The organism is Flavobacterium algicola, assembly GCF_022399565.1.
Lineage (GTDB): Bacteria > Bacteroidota > Bacteroidia > Flavobacteriales > Flavobacteriaceae > Flavobacterium > Flavobacterium algicola.
Window position 1 is genome coordinate 1,034,877 of the sequence record NZ_JAJTUT010000002.1, and the last position, 22,489, is coordinate 1,057,365.

Annotated in this window: 20 protein-coding genes; 15 read left to right on the forward strand and 5 right to left on the reverse strand. The window is 34.4% G+C overall.

What is annotated here, in order from left to right; translation table 11 throughout:
• Positions 1–58: 58 nt before the first annotated feature.
• Genes LXH21_RS10960 through LXH21_RS10970 form a run of 3 tightly spaced genes read right to left on the reverse strand, consistent with a single transcriptional unit; the run spans position 59 to position 4,753 of the window.
• Complete coding sequence (locus LXH21_RS10960) at positions 59–1,993, reverse strand: alpha-1,4-glucan--maltose-1-phosphate maltosyltransferase (protein ID WP_239865694.1); 1,935 nt, start codon at positions 1,991–1,993, stop codon at positions 59–61.
• 59 nt (positions 1,994–2,052) lie between these two features.
• Positions 2,053–3,333 carry a glucose-1-phosphate adenylyltransferase gene (locus tag LXH21_RS10965; protein ID WP_239865696.1) on the reverse strand — a complete coding sequence of 427 codons (1,281 nt, stop codon included), beginning with the start codon at positions 3,331–3,333 and terminating at the stop codon, positions 2,053–2,055.
• A gap of 4 nt (positions 3,334–3,337) precedes the next feature.
• Positions 3,338–4,753 carry a glycogen synthase gene (locus tag LXH21_RS10970; RefSeq protein WP_239865698.1) on the reverse strand — a complete coding sequence of 472 codons (1,416 nt, stop codon included), beginning with the start codon at positions 4,751–4,753 and terminating at the stop codon, positions 3,338–3,340.
• A 563-nt stretch (positions 4,754–5,316) separates the two neighbouring features.
• On the opposite strand from LXH21_RS10970, the gene LXH21_RS10975 reads away from it, so the two are divergent.
• Together LXH21_RS10975 and msrB are read left to right on the forward strand one after the other, a co-directional pair.
• A complete protein-coding gene (locus LXH21_RS10975; protein ID WP_239865699.1) occupies positions 5,317–6,276 on the forward strand; it encodes a sensor histidine kinase in 960 nt (319 codons plus the stop codon).
• A 63-nt stretch (positions 6,277–6,339) separates the two neighbouring features.
• Complete coding sequence (gene msrB, locus LXH21_RS10980) at positions 6,340–6,735, forward strand: peptide-methionine (R)-S-oxide reductase MsrB (RefSeq protein ID WP_239865708.1); 396 nt, start codon at positions 6,340–6,342, stop codon at positions 6,733–6,735.
• A gap of 128 nt (positions 6,736–6,863) precedes the next feature.
• Here msrB and ytxJ read toward each other — a convergent pair whose 3' ends face one another.
• Positions 6,864–7,247, reverse strand: coding sequence for a bacillithiol system redox-active protein YtxJ (gene ytxJ, locus LXH21_RS10985; protein ID WP_239865710.1), 384 nt, complete (start codon positions 7,245–7,247; stop codon positions 6,864–6,866).
• A 149-nt stretch (positions 7,248–7,396) separates the two neighbouring features.
• Here ytxJ and clpB point away from each other — a divergent pair, with 149 nt between their 5' ends.
• The 11 genes from clpB to LXH21_RS11040 all read left to right on the forward strand — a co-directional run bounded on the left by clpB (position 7,397) and on the right by LXH21_RS11040 (position 19,104).
• Positions 7,397–10,003 carry an ATP-dependent chaperone ClpB gene (clpB, locus tag LXH21_RS10990; RefSeq protein ID WP_239865712.1) on the forward strand — a complete coding sequence of 869 codons (2,607 nt, stop codon included), beginning with the start codon at positions 7,397–7,399 and terminating at the stop codon, positions 10,001–10,003.
• A gap of 729 nt (positions 10,004–10,732) precedes the next feature.
• Complete coding sequence (locus LXH21_RS10995) at positions 10,733–11,362, forward strand: hypothetical protein (RefSeq protein ID WP_239865713.1); 630 nt, start codon at positions 10,733–10,735, stop codon at positions 11,360–11,362.
• A gap of 374 nt (positions 11,363–11,736) precedes the next feature.
• Positions 11,737–12,153: a PH domain-containing protein gene (locus tag LXH21_RS11000; protein WP_239865714.1), complete on the forward strand. Its 417-nt coding sequence runs from the start codon at positions 11,737–11,739 to the stop codon at positions 12,151–12,153.
• 189 nt (positions 12,154–12,342) lie between these two features.
• Entirely contained in the window at positions 12,343–12,858 is a 516-nt protein-coding gene (locus LXH21_RS11005) for a hypothetical protein (protein WP_239865715.1), read from the forward strand.
• Positions 12,859–12,935: 77 nt separating this feature from the next.
• Positions 12,936–13,754 carry a hypothetical protein gene (locus tag LXH21_RS11010; protein WP_239865716.1) on the forward strand — a complete coding sequence of 273 codons (819 nt, stop codon included), beginning with the start codon at positions 12,936–12,938 and terminating at the stop codon, positions 13,752–13,754.
• Positions 13,755–13,984: 230 nt separating this feature from the next.
• Positions 13,985–15,070 (forward strand): nuclease-related domain-containing protein, encoded by a 1,086-nt coding sequence (locus LXH21_RS11015; RefSeq protein ID WP_239865717.1) that lies wholly within the window; start codon positions 13,985–13,987, stop codon positions 15,068–15,070.
• 118 nt (positions 15,071–15,188) lie between these two features.
• Complete coding sequence (locus tag LXH21_RS11020) at positions 15,189–15,986, forward strand: DUF1853 family protein (RefSeq protein WP_239865718.1); 798 nt, start codon at positions 15,189–15,191, stop codon at positions 15,984–15,986.
• A 256-nt stretch (positions 15,987–16,242) separates the two neighbouring features.
• Complete coding sequence (locus LXH21_RS11025; protein ID WP_239865719.1) at positions 16,243–16,626, forward strand: VOC family protein; 384 nt, start codon at positions 16,243–16,245, stop codon at positions 16,624–16,626.
• A gap of 252 nt (positions 16,627–16,878) precedes the next feature.
• On the forward strand, positions 16,879–17,769 hold the full coding sequence (locus tag LXH21_RS11030) for a BPSS1187 family protein (RefSeq protein ID WP_239865722.1): 891 nt from the start codon (positions 16,879–16,881) through the stop codon (positions 17,767–17,769).
• A 102-nt stretch (positions 17,770–17,871) separates the two neighbouring features.
• Complete coding sequence (locus LXH21_RS11035) at positions 17,872–18,681, forward strand: aspartate/glutamate racemase family protein (protein WP_239865724.1); 810 nt, start codon at positions 17,872–17,874, stop codon at positions 18,679–18,681.
• A gap of 204 nt (positions 18,682–18,885) precedes the next feature.
• Positions 18,886–19,104: a hypothetical protein gene (locus tag LXH21_RS11040; protein ID WP_239865729.1), complete on the forward strand. Its 219-nt coding sequence runs from the start codon at positions 18,886–18,888 to the stop codon at positions 19,102–19,104.
• A 240-nt stretch (positions 19,105–19,344) separates the two neighbouring features.
• On the opposite strand, the gene LXH21_RS11045 is transcribed toward LXH21_RS11040, so the two are convergent.
• Positions 19,345–21,597: an acyl-CoA dehydrogenase family protein gene (locus LXH21_RS11045; RefSeq protein WP_239865731.1), complete on the reverse strand. Its 2,253-nt coding sequence runs from the start codon at positions 21,595–21,597 to the stop codon at positions 19,345–19,347.
• A gap of 476 nt (positions 21,598–22,073) precedes the next feature.
• On the opposite strand from LXH21_RS11045, the gene LXH21_RS11050 reads away from it, so the two are divergent.
• On the forward strand, positions 22,074–22,259 hold the full coding sequence (locus tag LXH21_RS11050) for a hypothetical protein (RefSeq protein WP_239865788.1): 186 nt from the start codon (positions 22,074–22,076) through the stop codon (positions 22,257–22,259).
• A 75-nt stretch (positions 22,260–22,334) separates the two neighbouring features.
• Positions 22,335–22,481 carry a hypothetical protein gene (locus LXH21_RS11055; protein ID WP_239865733.1) on the forward strand — a complete coding sequence of 49 codons (147 nt, stop codon included), beginning with the start codon at positions 22,335–22,337 and terminating at the stop codon, positions 22,479–22,481.
• Positions 22,482–22,489 lie beyond the last annotated feature (8 nt).

Genomic DNA, 22,489 nt, shown 5'->3' on the forward strand with positions numbered 1-22,489 from the left:
GGTTTGTTTTTCTTAAAATTTATTGCTCTAAACAATATTGTGGTTATTAATAGTATTTCTATTGTTGAATTTTAAATAAGTGAAAAGGTATATCAGGGCTTATCTCTACAAAATTCCACTCCCTATCCCAAAGATAACTATTTCCTGTAATCAAATCTACAATGTGAATAGGATTGACACCTACCTTATCAATAGGCAAACGCACCCATCCTTGTTGCGTATGATGAGGATCCAGATTAACGATCATCAAGGTTTTATTCTGCAAATCATCATCATATTTATAGTATGCAATAATTTGATCATTATTGGTTTCACAAAAATCGATGTTATTGGTTTGTTGTAGAGAAGCTTGCTCTTTACGTATTCCGTTTATTTTTGTAATTAATAATGTTATTTTATTTTGAATGGACCAATCCCATTTGTACACTTGGTATTTTTCAGAATTAATATATTCTTCTTTTCCTTGTGCCATTGGTTCACTAACTCGGTATTCAAATACAGGACCATAAATTCCAACGCTAGAACTCAGCGTAGCGGCAAGAAAGTATTTTTGTAAATGCATTGATTCATTTGCATTTTGCAATGCAAAAGGATTTATATCTGGAGTATTTGGCCAAAAGTTAGGACGATAAAACTCTTTTTGCTCCGACTGCGTTAACTCTGTTACGTATTCGGTCAATTCAGATTTTGAATTTCTCCACGTGAAGTACGTGTATGACTGGCTGAAACCTTGTTTGGCTAGCTCATTCATAATCTTAGGTCTTGTAAAAGCCTCGGCCAGAAACAAAACATCTGGATGCTTTTTCTTGATTTCACCAATTAGCCATCCCCAAAAAAAGAATGGTTTAGTATGTGGATTATCTACTCTAAAAATTTTGATATTACAGTCTTCGATCCAAAACAAAGCAACGTCTAGCAATTCTTTCCATAAATTTTTCCAGTCGGAGCTTTCAAAATAAATTGGTTGTATATCTTGGTATTTTTTAGGAGGATTCTCTGCATATTGAACTGTGCCATCTGGTCTCCATTTGAACCACTGTGGAAAATCTTTTACATAAGGATGATCTGGAGCCGCTTGTAATGCGTAGTCCATAGCTACCTCAATTCCCCAATCTTGTGCTTTTTTGACCAATGATTTAAAATCTTCAATAGATCCGAGTTCAGGATGCGTCGATTTATGCCCCCCTTGAGCTGAACCAATTCCCCAAGGTGATCCTACATCACCATGTTCTGCATTGGTTGCATTATTTTTTCCTTTTCGATTAACTTCTCCAATAGGATGAATGGGAGGAAAATACAAAGTATCAAACCCCATTTGAGCAACACGCGGTAGTAAGCGTTCGCAATCCTTAAAAGTACCATGCTTGCCATCTTCTTCTGAAGCAGAACGTGGGAAAAATTCATACCAAGTACTAAACAATGCTTTCTTTCGATCTACATACACTTGTAAATCAAGCGATTTATTTGCAAGTAAGCGCGTAGGGTACTTTGTAAAAATAGACTTTAAACGATCTGAATTCACTTCAGATACTGCTCGATCGTAATCTGATTCTGTTTTGAAAATTGAAGCTAAATATTCTAAATATCCTTTTTCATCTTGAGTAGCTTCGTTAAGAATTGCTTCTACATACTCAGCTCCTTCTAGTAATTCAGACTTTACATACTGATTGTCTTGAATTTTACGTTCTGTACCGTGTTGCCAGTTCAAAGCATAATCTACCCAACCCTCCACATAGTAAGTGTAGCTTCCTTGTTTTTCGACCTTAAAATCAGCGTACCACTCGTCATTCACTTTAGGAATCATTCGTACTTCACCCCAATTTTCATCAGCCTCATGTTTGTATTTTACACAAACGGCAACAACATCATGACCGTCAGGAAAAACATTTGCAGTAACATGTACTGTTTGACCAACAATTCTCTTTATTGCGAAAGCGCCACCATCTAACTGTGGTAAAACATTTTCTATTACAATTCGGGTTTGATTCTGCATTTTATAAATATATCTTTTCTAAATTTTATATTAATTGGGTAGTTAGTGTAGAGAGTAAATTATTTGATAACATAATTATCTGGAATCACCACACCTTTTTTAATCACTACGATACCATCTTTGACCGTGTACAATTTATTGGATACATTCTCTAGTTGATCACCACCAATAATTGTAACATCATTACCAATGCGGCAATTTTTATCGATCAAAGCGTTTTTTATAAAACATCTTTCACCAATACCAACCAGGATTCTATTAGTTGCTAAATCCTTTTCCATTTGTTCAATAGTTTGGTAAAGGTCATTCCCCATCACATAACAATTTTGAATAACGGTATCTTTTCCTATGCGAGAACGAACTCCAATTACAGATTTTGTAATTTCCTTTGCATTCAAAATACATCCCTCTGAGATCAAAGAACTATCAACTTGTGTATTGTGAAATTTTGACGGAGGCAATAATCTTGGTCTTGTATAAATCTTATTATCGTTGTCAAACAAATTAAATTTTGGCACATCATCCGTCAAACCAATGTTGGCTTCAAAAAACGAATCGATATTACCAATATCTGTCCAGTATCCTTCATATTGGTAACTTAACACTTTGTTTTTTTCTACCGATTGCGGAATAATTTCTTTCCCGAAATCTTTCAAATCTGTATTTTCCATCAAGTCGACCAACAGCTCCTTGTTGAAGATGTAGATTCCCATCGATGCCAAATACAATTTACCTTCTGCTTTCATCTCATCACTTACCTCAGACGACCATCCTGGTAACAAGTCCTGAACTGGTTTTTCGATAAACGATTCAATAAAGCTATCACTATTTGTTTTTAAGATTCCAAAATCAGATGCATCTTTGGCATTAACTGGCAAAGTAGCGATCGAAATGTCGGCATCTTTACGAATGTGCTCTTCGATCATCTCATTTAAATCCATTTGATACAACTGATCTCCAGAAAGAATCAGTGCGTAATCAAAATCGTGATTGCAAAAGTGAGGCATACACTGTCTAACGGCATCTGCAGTACCTTGAAACCAAGTCGGATTATCTGGTGTTTGCTCTGCTGCTAGAATATCGACAAAAGCTTGACTAAAAGCACTAAAAACATAAGTGTTTTTAATGTGTGCATTTAAAGAAGCTGAATTAAATTGCGTAAGGACAAACATTCTGTAGATATCAGAATTCATACAGTTAGAGATAGGTATATCAACTAATCTATATTTCCCTCCTATCGGTACGGCTGGTTTAGACCTTGACTCAGTTAAAGGGTATAACCTTGATCCTTGTCCTCCTCCTAGAATAATCGCAATTACATTTTTTCTCTTCGCTTTCATCTTTTTATTTTATAATTAGTTTATACATTTTTAAATAGTCTTGGTTTGCTTTGTTCCAGGAATGGTCTCGCATCATTCCTGATTTTATAATAGTATTTAATTTTTCTTTATTTTCGAATAATGTGACTGCTCTCTCAATAGCAGAGGTGATGTCCTCTACGGTCTCATTTTGAAAGCATATTCCTAAGCCGTTTTTGTCTATGTCTTGCACAGTATCGATTAATCCTCCTGTTTTTCTCACTACAGGAATTGTTCCATACCGATAGCCATACATTTGGTTCAGTCCACATGATTCTGTACGTGATGGCATCAAAATAAAGTCAGAACCGCCGTAAATCAAGTGGGCTAAATCTTCGTCAAAACCTACAAAAAGATTATAGACTCCTTGACTATCAGCAACTAAGCTTTGCAACTGCTTTTCAATAGCTTCATTACCTGACCCTAATATAAGAATATTAAATTTCTCAGCGTTTTCTTGCAGCGTTTTTTTTGAAAATTCATAAAGTAAATCGGCTCCTTTCTCTTCATATAACCTGCCGATGAAACATATTATTGGTATATTAACATCCAAATGAAACATTTCACACAATTTCTCTTTATTTATTTTCTTTCCGACAGTGGCATTTTTAATTCCGTACTGGGCAGCAATCTTATTATCTGTCTCGGGATTCCAAACCTCCGTATCTATTCCGTTCAAAATTCCCTTTGACTTATAGCGCACTTCTCTAAAGAGGTATTCGAGTCCGTATCCATTAGTATTTATCTGCTCAAGATAACTGGGAGATACAGTCGTAATTGCTCTAGCAGATCGCAATCCAGCAGCAATTGAATTTATATTACCGCCCCACTCCAAAATATTTGTTTTCGACAGATCGTACTGGGGTAAGTAATGTAATTTATCAAAACCAAATTGCCCTTGATACAAAGCATTGTGCAGGGTAAGTAAAGTGGGTATGCGACATAGAATATTATATTCATAACTATGAGTGATCATAAAAGGAATCAGAGCACTGTGGTAATCGTGACAATGAAGCACAGACGGAATTGTTTCTATAGTCTTTTGCCAATTTAGAAAAGCAATCTGAAAGGCTACAAACCGTTCAATATCATCTCGATAGCCATATATTTCCTCTCGGTCAAATAATTCTGGAATAACAATAAGGTACAAATCAAATTCTAGACGAGTATTGAAAGCTTTTAGAATAGAAAAAGGAAAATTAAATTGCCCCAACTTTACATCAGATGAAAAAATAGTTTCAGTTTGAATGGTTTTTAGCGAGCTTAAATTGTAATATGGAATCACCACTTTTACAGACAACCCTTCTTGAGTTTGGGTTTTTGCCAACGCTCCCACCACATCAGCCAAGCCACCAACTTTGGCAACGGGATAACATTCTGCACTGATATGAATAATTTCCATTTATAGACGCTAACGTAATTGGGATTCAAAAGCCTTTATCACTTTCATTTACTGATCATTATTAAATAGAATCATTACTGAATGTAAGTCGCTAACTTTTGTCTAAATTTAGTAAAAAATCAGGCAATCAAAAATAAAATTATAATTTTAATAAATATTTAATGAACAACTTACTTTGCAGCAGATGGGCGGGCTTTTTCTAAAGTAAAAGCAATCTATTAACCTAATAGTAAAGTAGCACATCAAAACAAATCATTCTGCAAGTATAGCTACCGTCTTCAAATAAAGATTCCATTATAAGATATTTTAATTTGAATGAAAGTGAAATAAAGCGGCAAATAGATAAATATTTTAATTTTACTTTTTGAAATAAAGTACTTTTGCTTTTTTACGATTACAATTCGTGATCTTACACTGTTTAAATTTACCATTACCGCTTTTAATTCGCTTTGATACCTATGAAATTATATTTTCTTCTTTATTCTAATCGAAAGGTCAGTATTCTAATAACCCTCATTTTAATATTGATAATCGGGTATGGCGATATACAAACAGGAACCGAAATGGCATTTTCACTAATCTATTTGCTACCAATAATGTTATTGTCTATAAACTATGAGACCAAGTTTGTCGATATCCTTTTCTGCTCTACCATTGCAGCCGCTTCATGGTCCTATTCAGAATACAGTAGTGTCCCTTTTACCAGCTTATTTTTTGCTGTTTGGAATACAGGTGTACGATTCATTACCTTTTTTACAATTGGAACTCTTATCTTTAAGTTGAAAGAGAAAGACAAAAGAATCCAAATTACCAACAAGAAATTAAATGAACTGAATCTCGAAAAAAATAAATTCATTGGTATTGCTGCGCATGACTTGGCAAATCCTATTGGTGCTATCAATTCGTTTTCTGAATTATTGATCGAAAGTTGTGCTGAAAATAAAATAGACGAAGTAAGAGAAGGATTAGATATCATCAAAACATTGAGCGCCAACACAATGGGCGTTTTAAAAAACCTACTAAATGTTTCTGTAATTGAGTCCGGAAAAATTGATTTGAAATTGCGAAAAGGAGATTACATTCAATTTGTAAAAAATCAAATTACCTATAACCAAATTGTAGCCAAAAATAAGAATATCATTATTCGATTCGAATCAAACTTAACCTCTTCACTATTAATTTTTGACGAACATTACTTAAGTGAAGTAACAAGCAATTTATTATCGAATGCTATAAAGTACTCTTACGCTGGAACCGAGATAGTCGTTAAGGTTTCGCAAACGGCAACCGCGTTATTGACCGAAATTATAGATCAAGGTAAAGGAATACCCGAAAAAGAACAGCAGCAACTATTTTTCTATTTTCAGAAATCGAGCACGCAGCCTACGCAAGGAGAAAGTAGTACTGGACTTGGTTTGGCAATTGCAAAACAAATCGTAATTTTACATCAAGGATCAATTGGTTTGAAAAGTACCGTGGGCGAAGGTTCTAATTTTTATTACAGCCTGCCTATTTTATCGTAACACTATTCTAAACTAAATATGAAAGTCATACGCATCCTTATGATTTATTAAAATTCAATTCTTATGAAATATCCAGTTGAAAAATCAGAAGCCGAATGGAAAGACCAATTAGGAGCTGAACGTTACCGCATTTTAAGAGAAAAAGGAACAGAAAGACCGCATTCGGGAACTTACAACATGCTATACGATCAAGGAACCTACTGTTGTGGTGCTTGTAACGAACCTTTGTTTGAAAGTAATTCAAAATTTGACGCCCACTGTGGTTGGCCTTCTTTTGATGAAGCGATTCCGGGCAAAGTAAAAAATGTACTTGACAAAACACACGGAATGATTCGTACCGAGATAGTCTGTGCCAATTGTGGTGGACACCTAGGGCACGTGTTTAACGACGGGCCTACTCCTACAGGCGAACGCTATTGTGTAAATTCTTTGTCGGTCGACTTCAAAGAAGAGTCATAAAACAGAAAAACTTCTCTAGTGATAGAGAAGTTTTTTTTTTGATCTATAATTGACTAAGCACTCTTTTGGTCGAAGAAGAATAAATTCTACGCACCTACCTAATAAGGCCTTTCGATATAACTAATTAATTAGATTTTTGATTTCAATAAAACTGCGTCGATTTCGCCATGTGATGCATCATATACAGCTTTACCATCTTTTATAACAATTAACTGCGGCGATTGGTGGTGTACACCAAACTTAGTTGCAATTGCATCAGATATAGAACGATACTCCAATAAATCCAAAAAGTAAGGAGTTACCTCTGCTTCCGAATCAAATTCATTTTCGAACTGTTTCAAAGCCATTCGGCTAATACTACAACGCGTGCTGTGCTTAAAAATAGCAGCTGGTTTTTCACTAGTTGCGATTTCGTTTAACTGCGCTACATCTTTCAAAAGCGTCCAGTTCATTTTCTTACTTTCTTGTTTGGGTGATTCATCACTACCAAAAATATTTTTTAAAAAACTCATAATTTGTCTTATTTTCTGACTTTTTGACATTCGAAACTGATAAATATCAGTAAATGGCCGTCAAAATGTCGTTACATTTGTTATGGAATACAATTTGTCGACTCCAATACAAAGTTAACTAATTAAGTACAATCTAAAGAATAAAATATATGAACATCAATAAATTTACCATAAAATCGCAAGAGGCAATTCAGCTCTCGCAACAGCTCACACAACGGGCGGGACAGCAACAAATTGAGAATGAGCATCTTTTTAAAGCCATTTTTGAAGTGGACGAAAACGTTGCTCCATTTATTTTGAAAAAGTTAAACGTCAACGTACCTCTATTTTTACAAATCTTAGATAGCACAATCGAAAGTTTCCCAAAAGTATCAGGTGGCGATGTACTGCTTTCTAGAGATGCCAACAATGCACTTAACGAATCAGAGAACATCGCCAAGAAAATGAACGATGAATATGTATCCATCGAGCATTTAATCCTAGCTATTTTTGCATCGAGAAGTAAAGTTGCGCAAATTTTGAAAGATCAAGGTGTAACCGAAAAAGGTTTGAAAGCCGCTATCGATGAATTGCGAAAAGGAGAACGTGTAACCTCTGCCTCTGCCGAAGAAACATACAACTCTTTAAACAAATACGCTAAAAACCTCAACGAACTAGCAAAATCTGGAAAATTAGATCCTGTTATAGGTCGCGATGAAGAGATTCGTAGAGTTCTACAGATCCTGACTCGTAGAACCAAAAACAACCCTATGCTTGTAGGAGAACCAGGTGTAGGTAAAACGGCTATTGCTGAAGGATTAGCACATCGAATCGTAGATGGCGATGTACCTGATAATTTAAAAAATAAAATTGTTTTCTCACTCGATATGGGTGCCCTAATTGCAGGTGCAAAATTTAAAGGAGAATTTGAAGAAAGACTAAAAGAAGTGGTAAAAGAAGTTACCGCAGCCGAAGGTGATATCGTATTATTCATCGACGAAATTCATACTCTTGTGGGTGCGGGTGGCGGCGAAGGTGCAATGGATGCAGCGAATATTTTGAAGCCAGCCCTAGCGCGTGGTGAACTTCGTGCGATCGGTGCTACTACCCTTGACGAATACCAAAAGTATTTCGAAAAAGACAAAGCATTAGAACGTCGTTTCCAGAAAATTATCATTGAAGAACCGGATACCGAAAGCGCTATTTCGATTCTTCGCGGAATTAAAGACAAATATGAAACGCACCACAAAGTTCAAATAAAGGATGAAGCAATCATTGCTGCCGTAGAGTTATCACAACGTTATATTACCAACCGATTCTTACCAGATAAAGCCATCGATTTAATGGATGAGGCGGCTTCAAAAATTAGAATGGAAATTAATTCTAAACCAGAAGAACTTGATGTCTTGGATCGAAAAGTAATGCAACTCGAAATTGAAATCGAAGCCATTAAACGAGAAAAAGACGAGAGCAAGCTAAAAATCCTAGGGATGGAATTGGCCAATTTAAAAGAAGAGCGCAATAAAATTTATGCCAAATGGAAATCGGAAAAGGATGTAGTTGATAATGTGCAGGCAGTAAAAACTGAAATCGAAGATTACAAATACGAAGCAGAGCGTGCAGAGCGTGATGGTGACTATGGAAAAGTAGCCGAGATACGTTACGGAAAAATTAAAGAAGCACAAGAACGCTTGGAAATTCTGCATAAAGAATTAATAGAAAACCAAGCTGACGGAAGCTCCTTGATAAAAGAAGAAGTTAACCGCGAGGACATTGCCGAGGTAGTTGCGAAATGGACCGGAATTCCGGTGGTGAAAATGCTGCAAGGCGAACGCGAAAAACTGTTGCATCTTGAAGAAGAGTTGCACCGCCGCGTAGTAGGACAAGAGGAAGCGATTGAGGCGGTGAGCGATGCTGTACGACGCTCTCGTGCAGGCTTGCAAGACATGAAGAAACCTGTAGGAACGTTTCTTTTTCTAGGTACGACGGGTGTGGGAAAAACAGAGCTAGCAAAAGCATTGGCCGAATACCTATTTGATGATGAAAACGCAATGACCCGTATCGATATGAGCGAGTACCAAGAACGCCACAGCGTGAGCCGTTTAGTTGGTGCACCTCCAGGTTATGTTGGTTATGACGAAGGAGGTCAATTGACCGAAGCCGTGCGTCGTCGTCCTTACTCGGTTATTTTGCTTGACGAAATCGAGAAAGCGCACCCAGATACGTTTAACATATTATTGCAAGTACTAGACGAAGGTCGTTTGACCGACAACAAAGGACGCTTGGCCGATTTTAAGAATACAATCATCATCATGACCTCAAACATGGGAAGCCAAATCATACAAGATCGATTTGATAATTTAACCGGAAGTCTTGAAGAAACCACTGAACTTGCTAAAACCGATGTTTTGGCACTGCTAAAACAAACCGTTCGCCCTGAGTTTATCAACCGTATTGACGAGATTGTATTGTTCACACCATTGACGGTAGCCAACATCAAACGCATTGTCGAAATTCAGCTTAAGTCGGTAACCAAAATGCTTGATCTGCAAGGAATCGTTATGGATGCCACACCAGAGGCCATACAATATCTATCCCAAAAGGGATACGATTCGCAATTTGGTGCTCGCCCAGTAAAAAGAGTGATTCAGAGAGAAGTGTTAAATAGCCTTTCAAAAGAAATCTTGGCCAACAAAATCACTACCGATAGCATTATATTATTGGATGCTTTCGATGGACAATTGGTATTTAGAAATCAAACTGAGTCACCACAGTAAAACAATTAATATGATAATTTAATCCTCTCAAGACTAAAACTCTGATAGGGATTCGAAAAACACTAGTCGAAAGATTAGTGTTTTTTTTTGAGAAAACTAATTGTCAGATCGAGCGTAGTTGAGATGATTTTTTGGGGAACTGAAAACCTCACTGTCTGATCGATTGCAGTCGAGAAACTTTTCTTTGGCGAATTTTAAATTCAGATGTCCCATCGATCGCAGTCAAGATGCGTTATTTCTAAATTACTCTGCTGTCACATCGAGCGAAGTCGAGATGCTTTTATCAAAACTGTTTATCGTCGCATCGAGCATAGTCGATTCGTTGTTTTAGGGACCTAAAAACCGTACTGTCACATCGAGTGCAGTTGAGATGCGTCATTTAGGAACTACACAGCTGTCACATCGAGCGCAGTCGAGATGCCGTGCTGGTTCTCGACTACGCTCGAACTGACACTTATATCATAATCCAAATTTAGTATTCCATTTTTATAAATCCCACTCCTATTTCACACATTTTGGTACAACTTTACCCCCTGATACTCCCCTATACAAAAATATCCGTTCCAAGTGGACTGAGACGGATAGTTGTTTATTTAAAATGTCCACTATAAAAAACTTGCGATTATGGTTTTCCGTAATTATTTGTAAGAAAAAATAAATATATTTGGGAATAAAATAGGATGTGGCCGATTTCAAAATTAAATTATAGACGATTATAAAAATTAGATTATGGATAAAACTGATTTCTTAGAACTCCTTTTCGAAAGGAACAGAATTATACAGCTTTTCGCTATTATTTTTACGGTAATATATTTTTATGCTGCTACTTTTGTATTAAAGAAATTTAGAGAAAGAAGGATTAAAAGGAAAAACACTTTTATAGAAACTTTTATTAAAGGTGTTTCAGATAATACGATTGAAAATTCAGAAGATTTACTAAATATCTATTCAGGCATTACAAACCTTAGCACTGAAGATCTTTCTAGTAAAAAAGATTTAAATGAATGGCTGAGAGAAATATTAGCTAAATTAATTAATAAAGAGGTAGGTCAAGATTTTTCAGTTGAGCAGACCATATTAACAAAAAGAAAAATAACAGATTTTCTAAGAATTAATGAAACTGCATCTCCATTTTCTGACTTGCCAGATACAGAACGAAATATTATAAATGACATTAGTTCTTATAATAAAACAGGTGATTCAGAGTCTATTAATAGAAAAATAAATGAATTGAGTAGCGTAATCATTACAAGACACGAACAACAAAACAAAATTGAAAGTTTAAATAAATGGTCGATTCCTTTAGCAATCATAGGTTTATTTTTGACAATAGTTTTTGGAATATTATCAATTGTATAAAGAACTGCCTACTACTGCTAAGTACCTCGCTTAATTGCGCAGCACTGAAAATGAAACCCGTACTGAACGAAACCGCTTCTACTTCCGAAACTCCAAATGGTGCTCGATCACATCGAATACTTACTTAAATTTAAGACACTTTGTAACGTTTACAACGCAGCTCGCTACAATCGATTACCTGAATCATTGGTTAACTAATTTTGTGTGAATAGTTTGTCTAGAGATTCTTTCAGAATGACAAACTTTGCGAGGAGTCGCAGATCAAATTGCAAGTGCTAGCACTTACATAAATTCCAAAGCATGCTCATTATAACACACAAAAGCGGTTTCAAAAACAAATCTGCAATATCGATGAAAACTTTAAAATCAATAATATGAAAGTGTATAAATCAAAAATTGGGATGGAATTAGTAATACCAATTCCATTATTACTTGGGTATCAAATTTACACCAGTTTCATGGATAAAAATTGGGTAGTTTTACTTATCATTAGTTTAACATTTGTATTTATTTGCTATACACTCCTATCAATAAAGTATACCATTGCAAAAGATAACTTAAATATAAAATGTGGTTTTTTCGTAAATAAAAATATTGATATAAAGACAATTCGAAAAATTTCAGAAACACATAATTTACTGAGTTCGCCAGCAGCTTCACTCGATAGGCTAGAGATCGTCTATAATAAATTTGACAGTGTACTTATCTCTCCAAAAGATAAAGATAGATTTCTTAAAGATTTGAAACGTATCAACCCAGAGATGGAAATTATCTACAGAAAGAATAAATAATTGAGAATTAACCTTTACAGGTCTTGAACAATATGTATTGTGACTATCAGGCATTTTTAAACATTTACATATTATGTAGAATTACTAATAATTTAGGCGTATTTTCGTATAACTTAAATTACTTTAATCCCAATTTTATAGTTAGTGGATCGACAAAAAAGAAGCACATAATATATTAAAAGCTTAATTATGACTAAAAAAGCATTAATTAAAAGATTGAAATGGTATTACCCAATGGAGAGAATGCACGCCTTTGTGACCTTCCCAACAATTGCTATCTATTTAATAATTACAAAGTCGTTTGTAGATATACTATTTCTTCTCTATGGTTTAATTCTATGCATTTTTATATTATTTCAGGGACAACACTATTGGAAGTTAAAACTCGACCGACTTACCGGAAAATCATTCGATTTAAATAAGAACTTACATTTTTTTAGAAAATCAAAAAAGATTAATGTTTTGATGATCGCTTTAGTACCATTTATTTTTATAGTCCAAGTATATTTCGGCGACTGGTCAATAAAGACGGAGAATTTAATATTGTGGGCAGGAATTGCGAACGTTTTTGGTATTCTCGAACACATAAATTATTACCACAGACAATTGATGTTGGACAACGCTTCAGATTTAAATTATATGATGAGATACAAAAGACTAAAAATAGCAAGTTTGGCAAAAGACTTGTCTGAAAATAAAATTTAAATACTAATCTATTTCTGAAATTGCCTGTTAGTACGGTATGAAAATTTAAGCTACAGTTAAAACTACAATAAAGAACAATGAAAACTCTATTTACGATTTGCATTTGTACAATCATCTTAGGATGTTCAGGAAAAAACAATAGTGATAAGACGCCTAAGAATGTTGATCAAATTGATAATGATAGTATATTGAAAAATGAAATCTCAAAAACGACAAATATAGATAAATCTATTAATTCAGTTGTTTACCTTACTTCTACTTATGACAATCCCGCGTTTCCAGAGATATTAAAAAGCCAGAAAGAAGCGTTGAAAAGGCTGTCTGAAAGAAAAGTATTTGATGTAATAGCTTCTAAGGTAATGGAGACATTAATTCGTAAGCACCACGCATATTTTACCACGAAACTAGATTATGAATTGCTGGCGGCTACAACTGGCGACTTATTTCAAGAAGATAAAGATGATGCTGCTTTTATTGTTTATGACAAGATGAATAAACGCATTTCATTTTTGATTTACAACGAAATGAAAAACAAATACTTTGAGTTATTTCGAGAAATAAAAGTAGAAAACGGCTTGGAGAATGCGAATTGCAGTTATAGTGTCTTTGGTACACTTGACTATCAATTGGCAGCAGAGCTAGTGAATCAGGAAGAATATCTTTTGAAAAATCCCGAAAGCTATCTAGAATCTTCGCCATTTAAAATTGTGGACATCTCAAAAGACGATGATTTTGTTTTAAAGAGCGGCTGTTTCTCAAATAAAGTGTCAAAAGACAAATTATCAAATTCACTTTGTATTGCAACAAGTGCTGTCTACAACAATTGGGAATGTCTAAAATATGATAAAGCGACAAATACTTTATTAATTTTCTACGGACAAGCGTTTGCAGATTAAGTTGTAATGAGAGAAATAAATAGGTGTTAAGTGCATTAGGAACATTTCTATTATTAAAAAATATTTTTTTTGCAAAACATTTATTATTGAAAATCGCTGAATTTAAAAATTTTAAATATTGGAATTGATGTTTCATTTAAAAGTTGAGGACAATAGCGATAACAGTTGAATGTGCAAATTTGACAAGACTAATAGAAGTGCAAATTCTTTAATATTAATAACTCTTTAAAATGTGTGTCATTTATAATACTATCGGAGCTTTAAGTCACGTTGATTTACACTTAACTGCAAATAATATTTATGATTTCAATTCTATTTCAGAAATAATTAGATTTGAGAAGGACTATAATTTTATAGAAGAGCAAATTATCCTAAAGCATAAATTAATTCTGCAAGAAGAAGCACTAATTCTGAATGAGGATATACATAAAATGACTGATAACTTCTTGAACAGTACATCTGCGTTAAACACTAAACTTGAAAAAAATCTGCAAGTTTTAAATGATAATGTAGAAAAATTATTACTGCCGAATTCATCACTTTTCACCATCTTACATGATCTATTTTTAAACGTCATTATTTGGATAAAAATATGGTCAGCACCTATTTTAAGTAATCTAAAGCTATTCATGTTAAATTTTAAATTCAAGAAGGTTCTACAACAAAAGAAAATACGTCAAGAATTTCTAAACGATAACTTCGAGCAAGCTTTAAAAATTAGTAGCTTTATTGACTTGCAGCATCTTATAAAAAAACGAAATACTATTGAAGAATTGAACAATTATATTTACGGTGCTATAGGTGAGAAAAAAGTTGAAATTGAACTTTCGAAGTTATCTGATGACTATATTTTAATTAATGATTTTACATATACATTTCATCCAGCTTTATATAGTAGTAAAGTTGGAGAATATATAAAAACGGTACAGATCGATCACATTTTGGTTTCAGCTTCAGGAGTTTTTTTAATAGAAACTAAAAATTGGAGTGAAAAATCATTGAAAAATAGTGACTTTCGCTCGCCAGTACAACAAATAATAAGAGCAAACTATGCACTTTATAATATACTGGAACGAAGTAATTTAAAAAATCATCAATGGGGAAATCTAAAGATTCCAATTAAAAATATTGTAACTTTCATTAACCAAAGACCACTAGAACAATTTCAATATGTTAAAATACTTTCTGTAAATGAATTGCTAAAGTATATAACTTATAATCCACCATGCTTTTCACAAGAAGAAGTTCAAAATATAACTAACTATTTACTTGAAAATTGTGAGAGTAAAAATAAATCATGCAAATTAAAAATTTAATACTGCAACCATATAACCTCATCCAAACTAATTGCATAACTATTTATCAGTATCTTAAAAAATGACTAAGGATACATTATCAACTCTTCCTCCACTTGCATAATAATTAGATAATTAAATGAATACAAAATCAAGAATAGCTTCCATTTTAGATACTAAAACTTTAGACAGTTCTGTAACAGGCTTCCCTACTTTTGATCTATCTAGTTTAGAAAGTGCAAATGATTTAGAATTTGATTTGCCTACCAATCTTCGATTGGGACATTTGGTCGAAAAAATAGTTTCCTATTCGATTCAGTCCTCACAGCATTATAAACTTCTGTATGAAAACATTCAAATTAAAGACGATCAAAAAACTATTGGTGAAATTGATTTTATTGTTGAAGATATAAGAAATCAGCAACTTACTCATGTAGAGCTGGCCTACAAGTTCTACTTGTATGATCCAACAATCTCATCTAAGCTTAACTATAATTGGATTGGCCCTAACAGAAACGATTCCTTAATGGAAAAGTTAGAGAAATTGCGAGTAAAGCAGTTTCCATTGTTGAACCACGCTCGTACGGCCTCACAGCTATGTAATGTGGATTTAAAGATAGTTTCGCAGGCCTTGTGTTTATTAGTATCCTTATTTGTCCCTCATCATTTTAAACAGACACTCCCCCCTTCGTTTCAACAGGCTATCAAAGGTTATTATGTGAATTTGGAAACATTTATAAGTCTTCACTCTGATGATAGATTGTACCACATTCCCATTAAAACTGCTTGGGGAATAGATCCTCAGGATAATGAAGACTGGCATAATTATGCTTCAATTATAAGTCAGTTAGAAATTAATATGTTCGAAAAACAAGCGCCGTTGTGCTGGCAAAAGCAGCAGGGAATTTACACTGCTTTTTTTGTCATTTGGTGGTGATTATATCTTTATAACAATCAAACAATGGGAAACTTCAGAATTTGTAAAACGTGAATCCATTACTTAATTGTTTTCAAGGCAATTGCTAGAATTTATAGAAGTGGAGACTAATTTAGATTTCTGTGCAATTGCGGTATCTGCGCTTTATGAGACCATCGCTTATTCTTTTTAATTAAAAAATATATTCGAGATATAATGATAAGTAGAGGGATTTTGCCTTTTTTTCCTGATATTTGAATAGTAATTAATATATATCATGTTCAATTTTTCATTTAATCATGTCGCTCTTTCTGTCAAAGATGTCGATGAATCTGTAGCTTTTTACCAGAAAGTTTTGCAACTACCAGAAATTCAAAATACAGCCTCTGATTCAAAAACGAGGTGGTTGTCTTTTGGTGATGGTACACAGCTTCATTTAATTCCCAGACCTGATGCGGAGATAAAAATTAATAAAGCTGTTCATTTCGCCTTAGCTATATCTAACGTTGATGAATTCGTAAAGCACTTGGATTTATTAGAAATTAACTATTATGATTGGCCAGGTGCTCTGAATCAAATTTATATTCGAAAAGACGGTATTACACAAGTGTATTTTCAAGACCCTAATGAATATTGGATCGAAATCAACAATGATATATAATAAAAATTTAGTTGGTGCGGAAAACTAACTCTTGCGCAAAGAGAAGTTTCATTCTTCTTTATAGATTAATTTTCGACGCTGCAATTTACGTTATCATATTGCTAAAAAAGCAACAACAAAAAATGATATTACTAAACCTTAGCTGACCAAAATAGGAATAATTTAAAGTTTATTGAAAGTATAATATTTTAACCACTACCCTCTTTTTTATTCTTATATTCGAAGTGTTTGTATCCACGTTACATCTTCATTATGAGACAATATCTGATTGCATTAATTTTTTCAACTGCAGTATTTACGACTAGTAATGCACAAAATGCAGTACCGCAGTTAAAGCCAAATTCGATTTTAAAAATCCAACCCTCAAAGACCGATTCCCGCATTAAAGAAGCTGACACACCTCATCTTATCTTGTACAATCAAGAAATGAATCAAGGTAATCTATTGGTGTTTTTACCAGGAACTGGTGGAATTGCAGAGAAAGGGCCAGAAGAGCTTTTTTACTTGGCGGTACAACAGGGATATCACGTTATTAATTTGTCTTATATCAATACACCCGCGATCGCTCAAATTTGTAATGGAAAGGAATTAACGGATAACAGCAATTGTGCCGAGGACTTTAGAATGAATCGCATTTATGGTACAACGCCATTTGATGCTGTAACCGATAAGCCGCATGATGCTATTGTAAATCGCTTGACCAAATTATTAACGTATTTAGTTAAGAACGATAAAGGTGGTAACTGGGATAAATACTTGATCAACAATAGCCCCAATTGGGAACAAATTGCGGTGGCAGGACAGTCTCAAGGTGGTGGTATGGCAGCATTTATTGCAAAGGATCATAAAGTAGCTAGAGTTATTGATTTCTCAGGCGGCTGGGATTTTAGTGCAAAAGGTAAAATTGCAACTTGGTATTTTAAGAAAAGCGTCACTTCTCCAACTCTTTATTATGGTACCTACCATGCTCAAGAACCACAAGCTCGTACTATTCTAGAAAGTTACAAAGCGATGAACATTCCTTCTACTCAAATTTACGCACTCGACCTAGAGGTTCCTGATGGCAAAAAAGCACATTCTGATGGGGTGAGAAATACACAATACTTATCGATATGGAAAGAACTCCTAGGTAATGGTAATTAATTGTATTACCATCAAATCGGTCCAAAATCTTTTCGAACTTTATTTTTATAATCAGTTAATTGGAACAGCATTAAGGATAGCTACTTAACGAAATGAATTCGCATGAAAAAGACACTTCTTAGTTTTTTGCTCTTAGGACTTACTTACTGTAGTAGTGTTCCCAAACCTACGTTACAAAAAACTTCAACGACATCAACAATACCCGCGAACGAAATGAAAACATTAGGACTTATCGGCGGCACTTCTTGGCATTCCACAGTAGAATATTACAGCGCCATTAATCAGTCAATTAATGATTATTACGGTGACAATACCAACCCACCTTTACTGGTCTACACATTGAACCAAGCAAGAGTGCACCAGTTTCAAAAAGAGGACAATTGGGACTCGATCGCCAACATGCTCGTAGAAGCAGCTAAGAGTTTGAATAAAGCAGGTGCGACTGAGGTTTTATTTTGTGCCAATACACCTCATAAATTATACACGGCTGTCCAAGAGAAACTAAATTTTCCTGTACTACATATTGCTGATGCTACGGCTCAAGCTATTCATAAAAGAGGGATCAAAAAGGTAGCTTTCATAGGCACAAAATACAGCATGCAGGAAGATTTTATCACCAAAAGAATTGAAGACAACGGAATAGAAGTTTTGGTGCCCAATGATGCAAAAGTAATTGATGAATTACATCGCATCATTATCGAAGAACTTACCTATGGGAAAGTAAATAAGGAATCCAAAAAGTATGTCATTCGGATCTTAAATGAGATGATTAAAGATGGTGCTGAAGGAGTTATATTGGGCTGTACCGAATTTCCCTTAATGATTTTTGAAGGCGATTTAGATGTTCCGATATTCGACACTACCAAGATCCATTCTGATGCCGCCGTTGACTATATTTTAGATCGAAAATAAAACAGAAATGTACTTTCAAAAATCAGTAGTAAATTTACGTTTTATCGCTTTCGTACCATAATTGCCTTAAATTATTTTTTGTATCAGCTTAATTATTAGTAATCAATGAATTTGTATTAGTAAATTTCTTATCTTCGGTACGAGCAGAAATGCAATTAATTTCTTTGTGCTAAAAAGTATTTACCTAAATCTAAAATAGAAATTATGTATAAATTTTGGGGAATTGCAGTTTTACTATTTATAGTGATTACTTATCTACTTTCAAAAGCAACTATAAAAGAAAATCGAACAGAAGCTGGCGAAAGAATTTGGCGTTACGGTAATGGTCGCTCTACCTACTGGCGCGTACTATCGCTGTGTAGTTTTGGAATTACTATTGTCATTATGCTTATCATGCATTTTTCTGGTATTGCAATTGTCTAAAGTATGCTAACAATTTGTCGTTGTCGTGATAAAATTAAATTTGGTAATGAAGCAATTGGAGTTGTTTCTGCCTTTTACTATTTTCGAATATAATAAAGTTGACAACAATTTGATTGATTGTAAGGCTTAGGTAAATTCATCGTTTACTAATCAAAACAAATTTGCTGAGCTTTTCAAAAGCTACTATTATCTAGAACATTTTGATACGCTCAGCACACTGTAACAAATTAATTATCAATTTCATACCAATGCTCCCAAACAAGAATCTGGAATCTCAAAAGCAGTTACCAAAGCCACTGCATCCGGACGAATATCCCAACACAGTTGATTGACCATTTTTCGAATGGCTTTTGTTTTCACTGCTTCCATATAATTGTCTTCAAGGTACCAGGCTTTATTTTTTTCTATCTGTGAAAGTGCATATAATTGACAAAGCTGATTTAAAATGGCTTTGCAACTTTCATCTTCGACAGTACTTAGCGCCAACTGAAATTGTTCTAACACTACTCTATCCAAATAGGCAGATGCAACGTCGATCATTTGATGCTGCACCACATTAAAGGCATCATAAGGATCCATACCGTTATCCACCAATTTTTTTATACGCTTTGCAGCCGAAGCTAAAATTGTCTTTTCGCGGTGTTGAAAAGCTTGCAAATGAAAATCACCATCTAGTAAATGTGCTTCGTCTGTATTACGAATGGTGATGGGATTTTTCTCTGATATCACCGATTTAGCATTTTCATATACATAATTAATGATACCTAATGATCCCATTTCACCAAAGGATTTTCTAAACTCTGACAAACGACTTTTTGCCACTAATTGCATTAAAACAGTATTATCACCTTCAAAAGTGGTATAAATTTCGGTATCGTTTTTTAAAGCATCTATTCTGTTTTCAGACAAATATCCTTTACCTCCACAAGCTTCTCTGCATTCTTGTAGAATAGCAGTAGTGCTCCAAGTGGAATAGGATTTGAGACCTGCAGCAAGTGCTTCAATTTCTTGCATTTCTATTTCAGTCCTGTTTAAAAAGCGTTGAGTTAAATGTTGTAATGCAAAATGAACCGCATAAGTTTTGGCTAAAGGAATTAACAATCTTCTTTGGTGCATGCGGTAATTTAAAATAGGAACCTCAGAATCACCTTCTGGGCCAAATTGTCTACGTTGGTCTCCATACCTAATGGCAATTGTTAAACCCGTTTTAGCTGCAGCCAAAGCAGAACGCGGAATTCCGATTCGGCCACCAACTAGTGTTCCCAACATAGTGAAGAAACGTCTGTTATCACTCGGAATCGGACTTTCGAATTCTCCATTATCATTTACGGATGCAAATCGATCCAACATATTTTCTTTTGGAATGCTGACATTGTTGAACCGAATAGTACCATTATCGACACCATTTAGCCCCATTTTATGGCCGCAATCTCCTATAGTAACACCTTCTAATACAACTCCATCCTCGCTACGCAAGGGAACAATAAATGCATTGACCCCGTAATCGTGACCATCAATTATTAATTTTGCGAATACAGTCGCCATTTGCCCATGTAAGGCCGCATTGCCTATATACTCCTTTTGTGCTTTTTCATGTGGTGTATGTATGATAAAAGTTTGGCTTTGATGGTTGTAAGTTGCTGTAGTCTCCAATCCTTTAACATTTGAACCATGATGTGTTTCGGTCATTGCGAAGCAACCTGGTATTTTAAGTGTACCAATATCTTTAAGGTACTTGGTATAATGTTTCTCGGTACCCAAAGATTGTACACTCATTCCCCAAAGTCCAAATTGCACACCAAATTTAATTACCAAACTTAAGTCGTGGTAACTCAGGGTCTCCATAATCGCAAAATAATCGGCCATGTTGGCTCCTCCTCCATATTCTTTGGGATAGGCCATATTACCTAAATTTTCATCTGCTAAAATTTTGCACCATTCAAATACTTTTTCACGATATGCATTTACATCGGTGATGTTTTCTAATTTGAATTCCGGACGAGAAATAACCGATTTCACTTTCTTAATAATTGGTGCTTGCTCCCCATCTAATAGCGCCGTTAGTTTTTGGACATCAAAATTATCATCTGTCTGGTGTGTGGCAGTTTGAGGATTTGTTTTTGTCTTAAAATTATTGATGGCCTCCTCCCCTAGAATTCCTAAGTCATTTTCTAGTTTTACAAAAGAAATTTCCAAGTCCCGAATGACTGTATCATTCCCTGATAATGCCAAACTGATTTCAAAAATCGATTTAATTGCGGTATTTTCTTGTATAGTTGCTTCTATTTTGTTCTTCCAGTCTGTAATTTCGTGACGTGCCGGCGGGTTGCTAATAGCTGTTTTAGAAAGCAACCATTGTTTCTCTTCGCTAGAAAGCCAGTCATGTGCATTGATAAAGTCTTGCAAGGTGGCAAGTTCCTTTTTAGACAATAAATCGTCAGACCAAACGAGGTAAAATAGTGGAATGAATGCTTGTATTTTTATATTTCCCATAATAAGTATCTTTCAGTGTGGTTTATAGTAATTTAATAGATTATGAAAATACGGATTCTGATTAGCATTCCTTGTTAAGAATCTACTAATTTTCGACTTCATTATTTGTGAGATTGCTATTTAATGCTCCTATGATATTTTACCCATGCTAAACGCCTTTTATATTCGATTGCAAATTCTAATGTTACCATATGAAATGAGATATAATTATAGACAGCTTTAATGAAACGAATATGACCTGCCCCAGATCATAGCAGCAGCCCCGATGATTTGATGGTTATTTTTTATTATTTCTAGAGAGCGACCAACGGAAGCTCCTCTAGAGACTTATAAAAAAAGCCAGAGAATAGAGGGCTATAGCGAAGAGCTGGAAAAGGCGCCATATATTATTTGAGATAGCATTTAAAATTTAACCGAACCATGACTGCTAATTTTGAAACTTTTTCAATTACTTATGTAACACCAAATTTCATATTATGACGAACTTACCATTTGAAATTTTGGGAATTAGTGATAGAGTAAATAATTTAAAAACAAACTATATGAATAATTTATTTAAAGGACTTTTAGCCGGATATGGTGCTAAAAAGTTAGGTGGCGGTTGCTTTAGTACGGTATTGGTATTTATCCTTATTTGGGTATTATTAGGACAATGTACCTAATATACATTTGCTACTACATATTGGCTTTCATTTGCTAATAACTATAATGAGATAATAATTGTAAAAATTGGTATTATGAAAGACGATAAAAAAAAAGATTCGCAAGAAATTGAAAGCGACAAAGTTCATCCAGAAAATAAGCAAGACGATTCCACACTTAATACAGAAGTAGAGACAGATGCTGACGGAAATAAAACTGTAGTACACAGAGCAAGAAAGTAATTGACTCG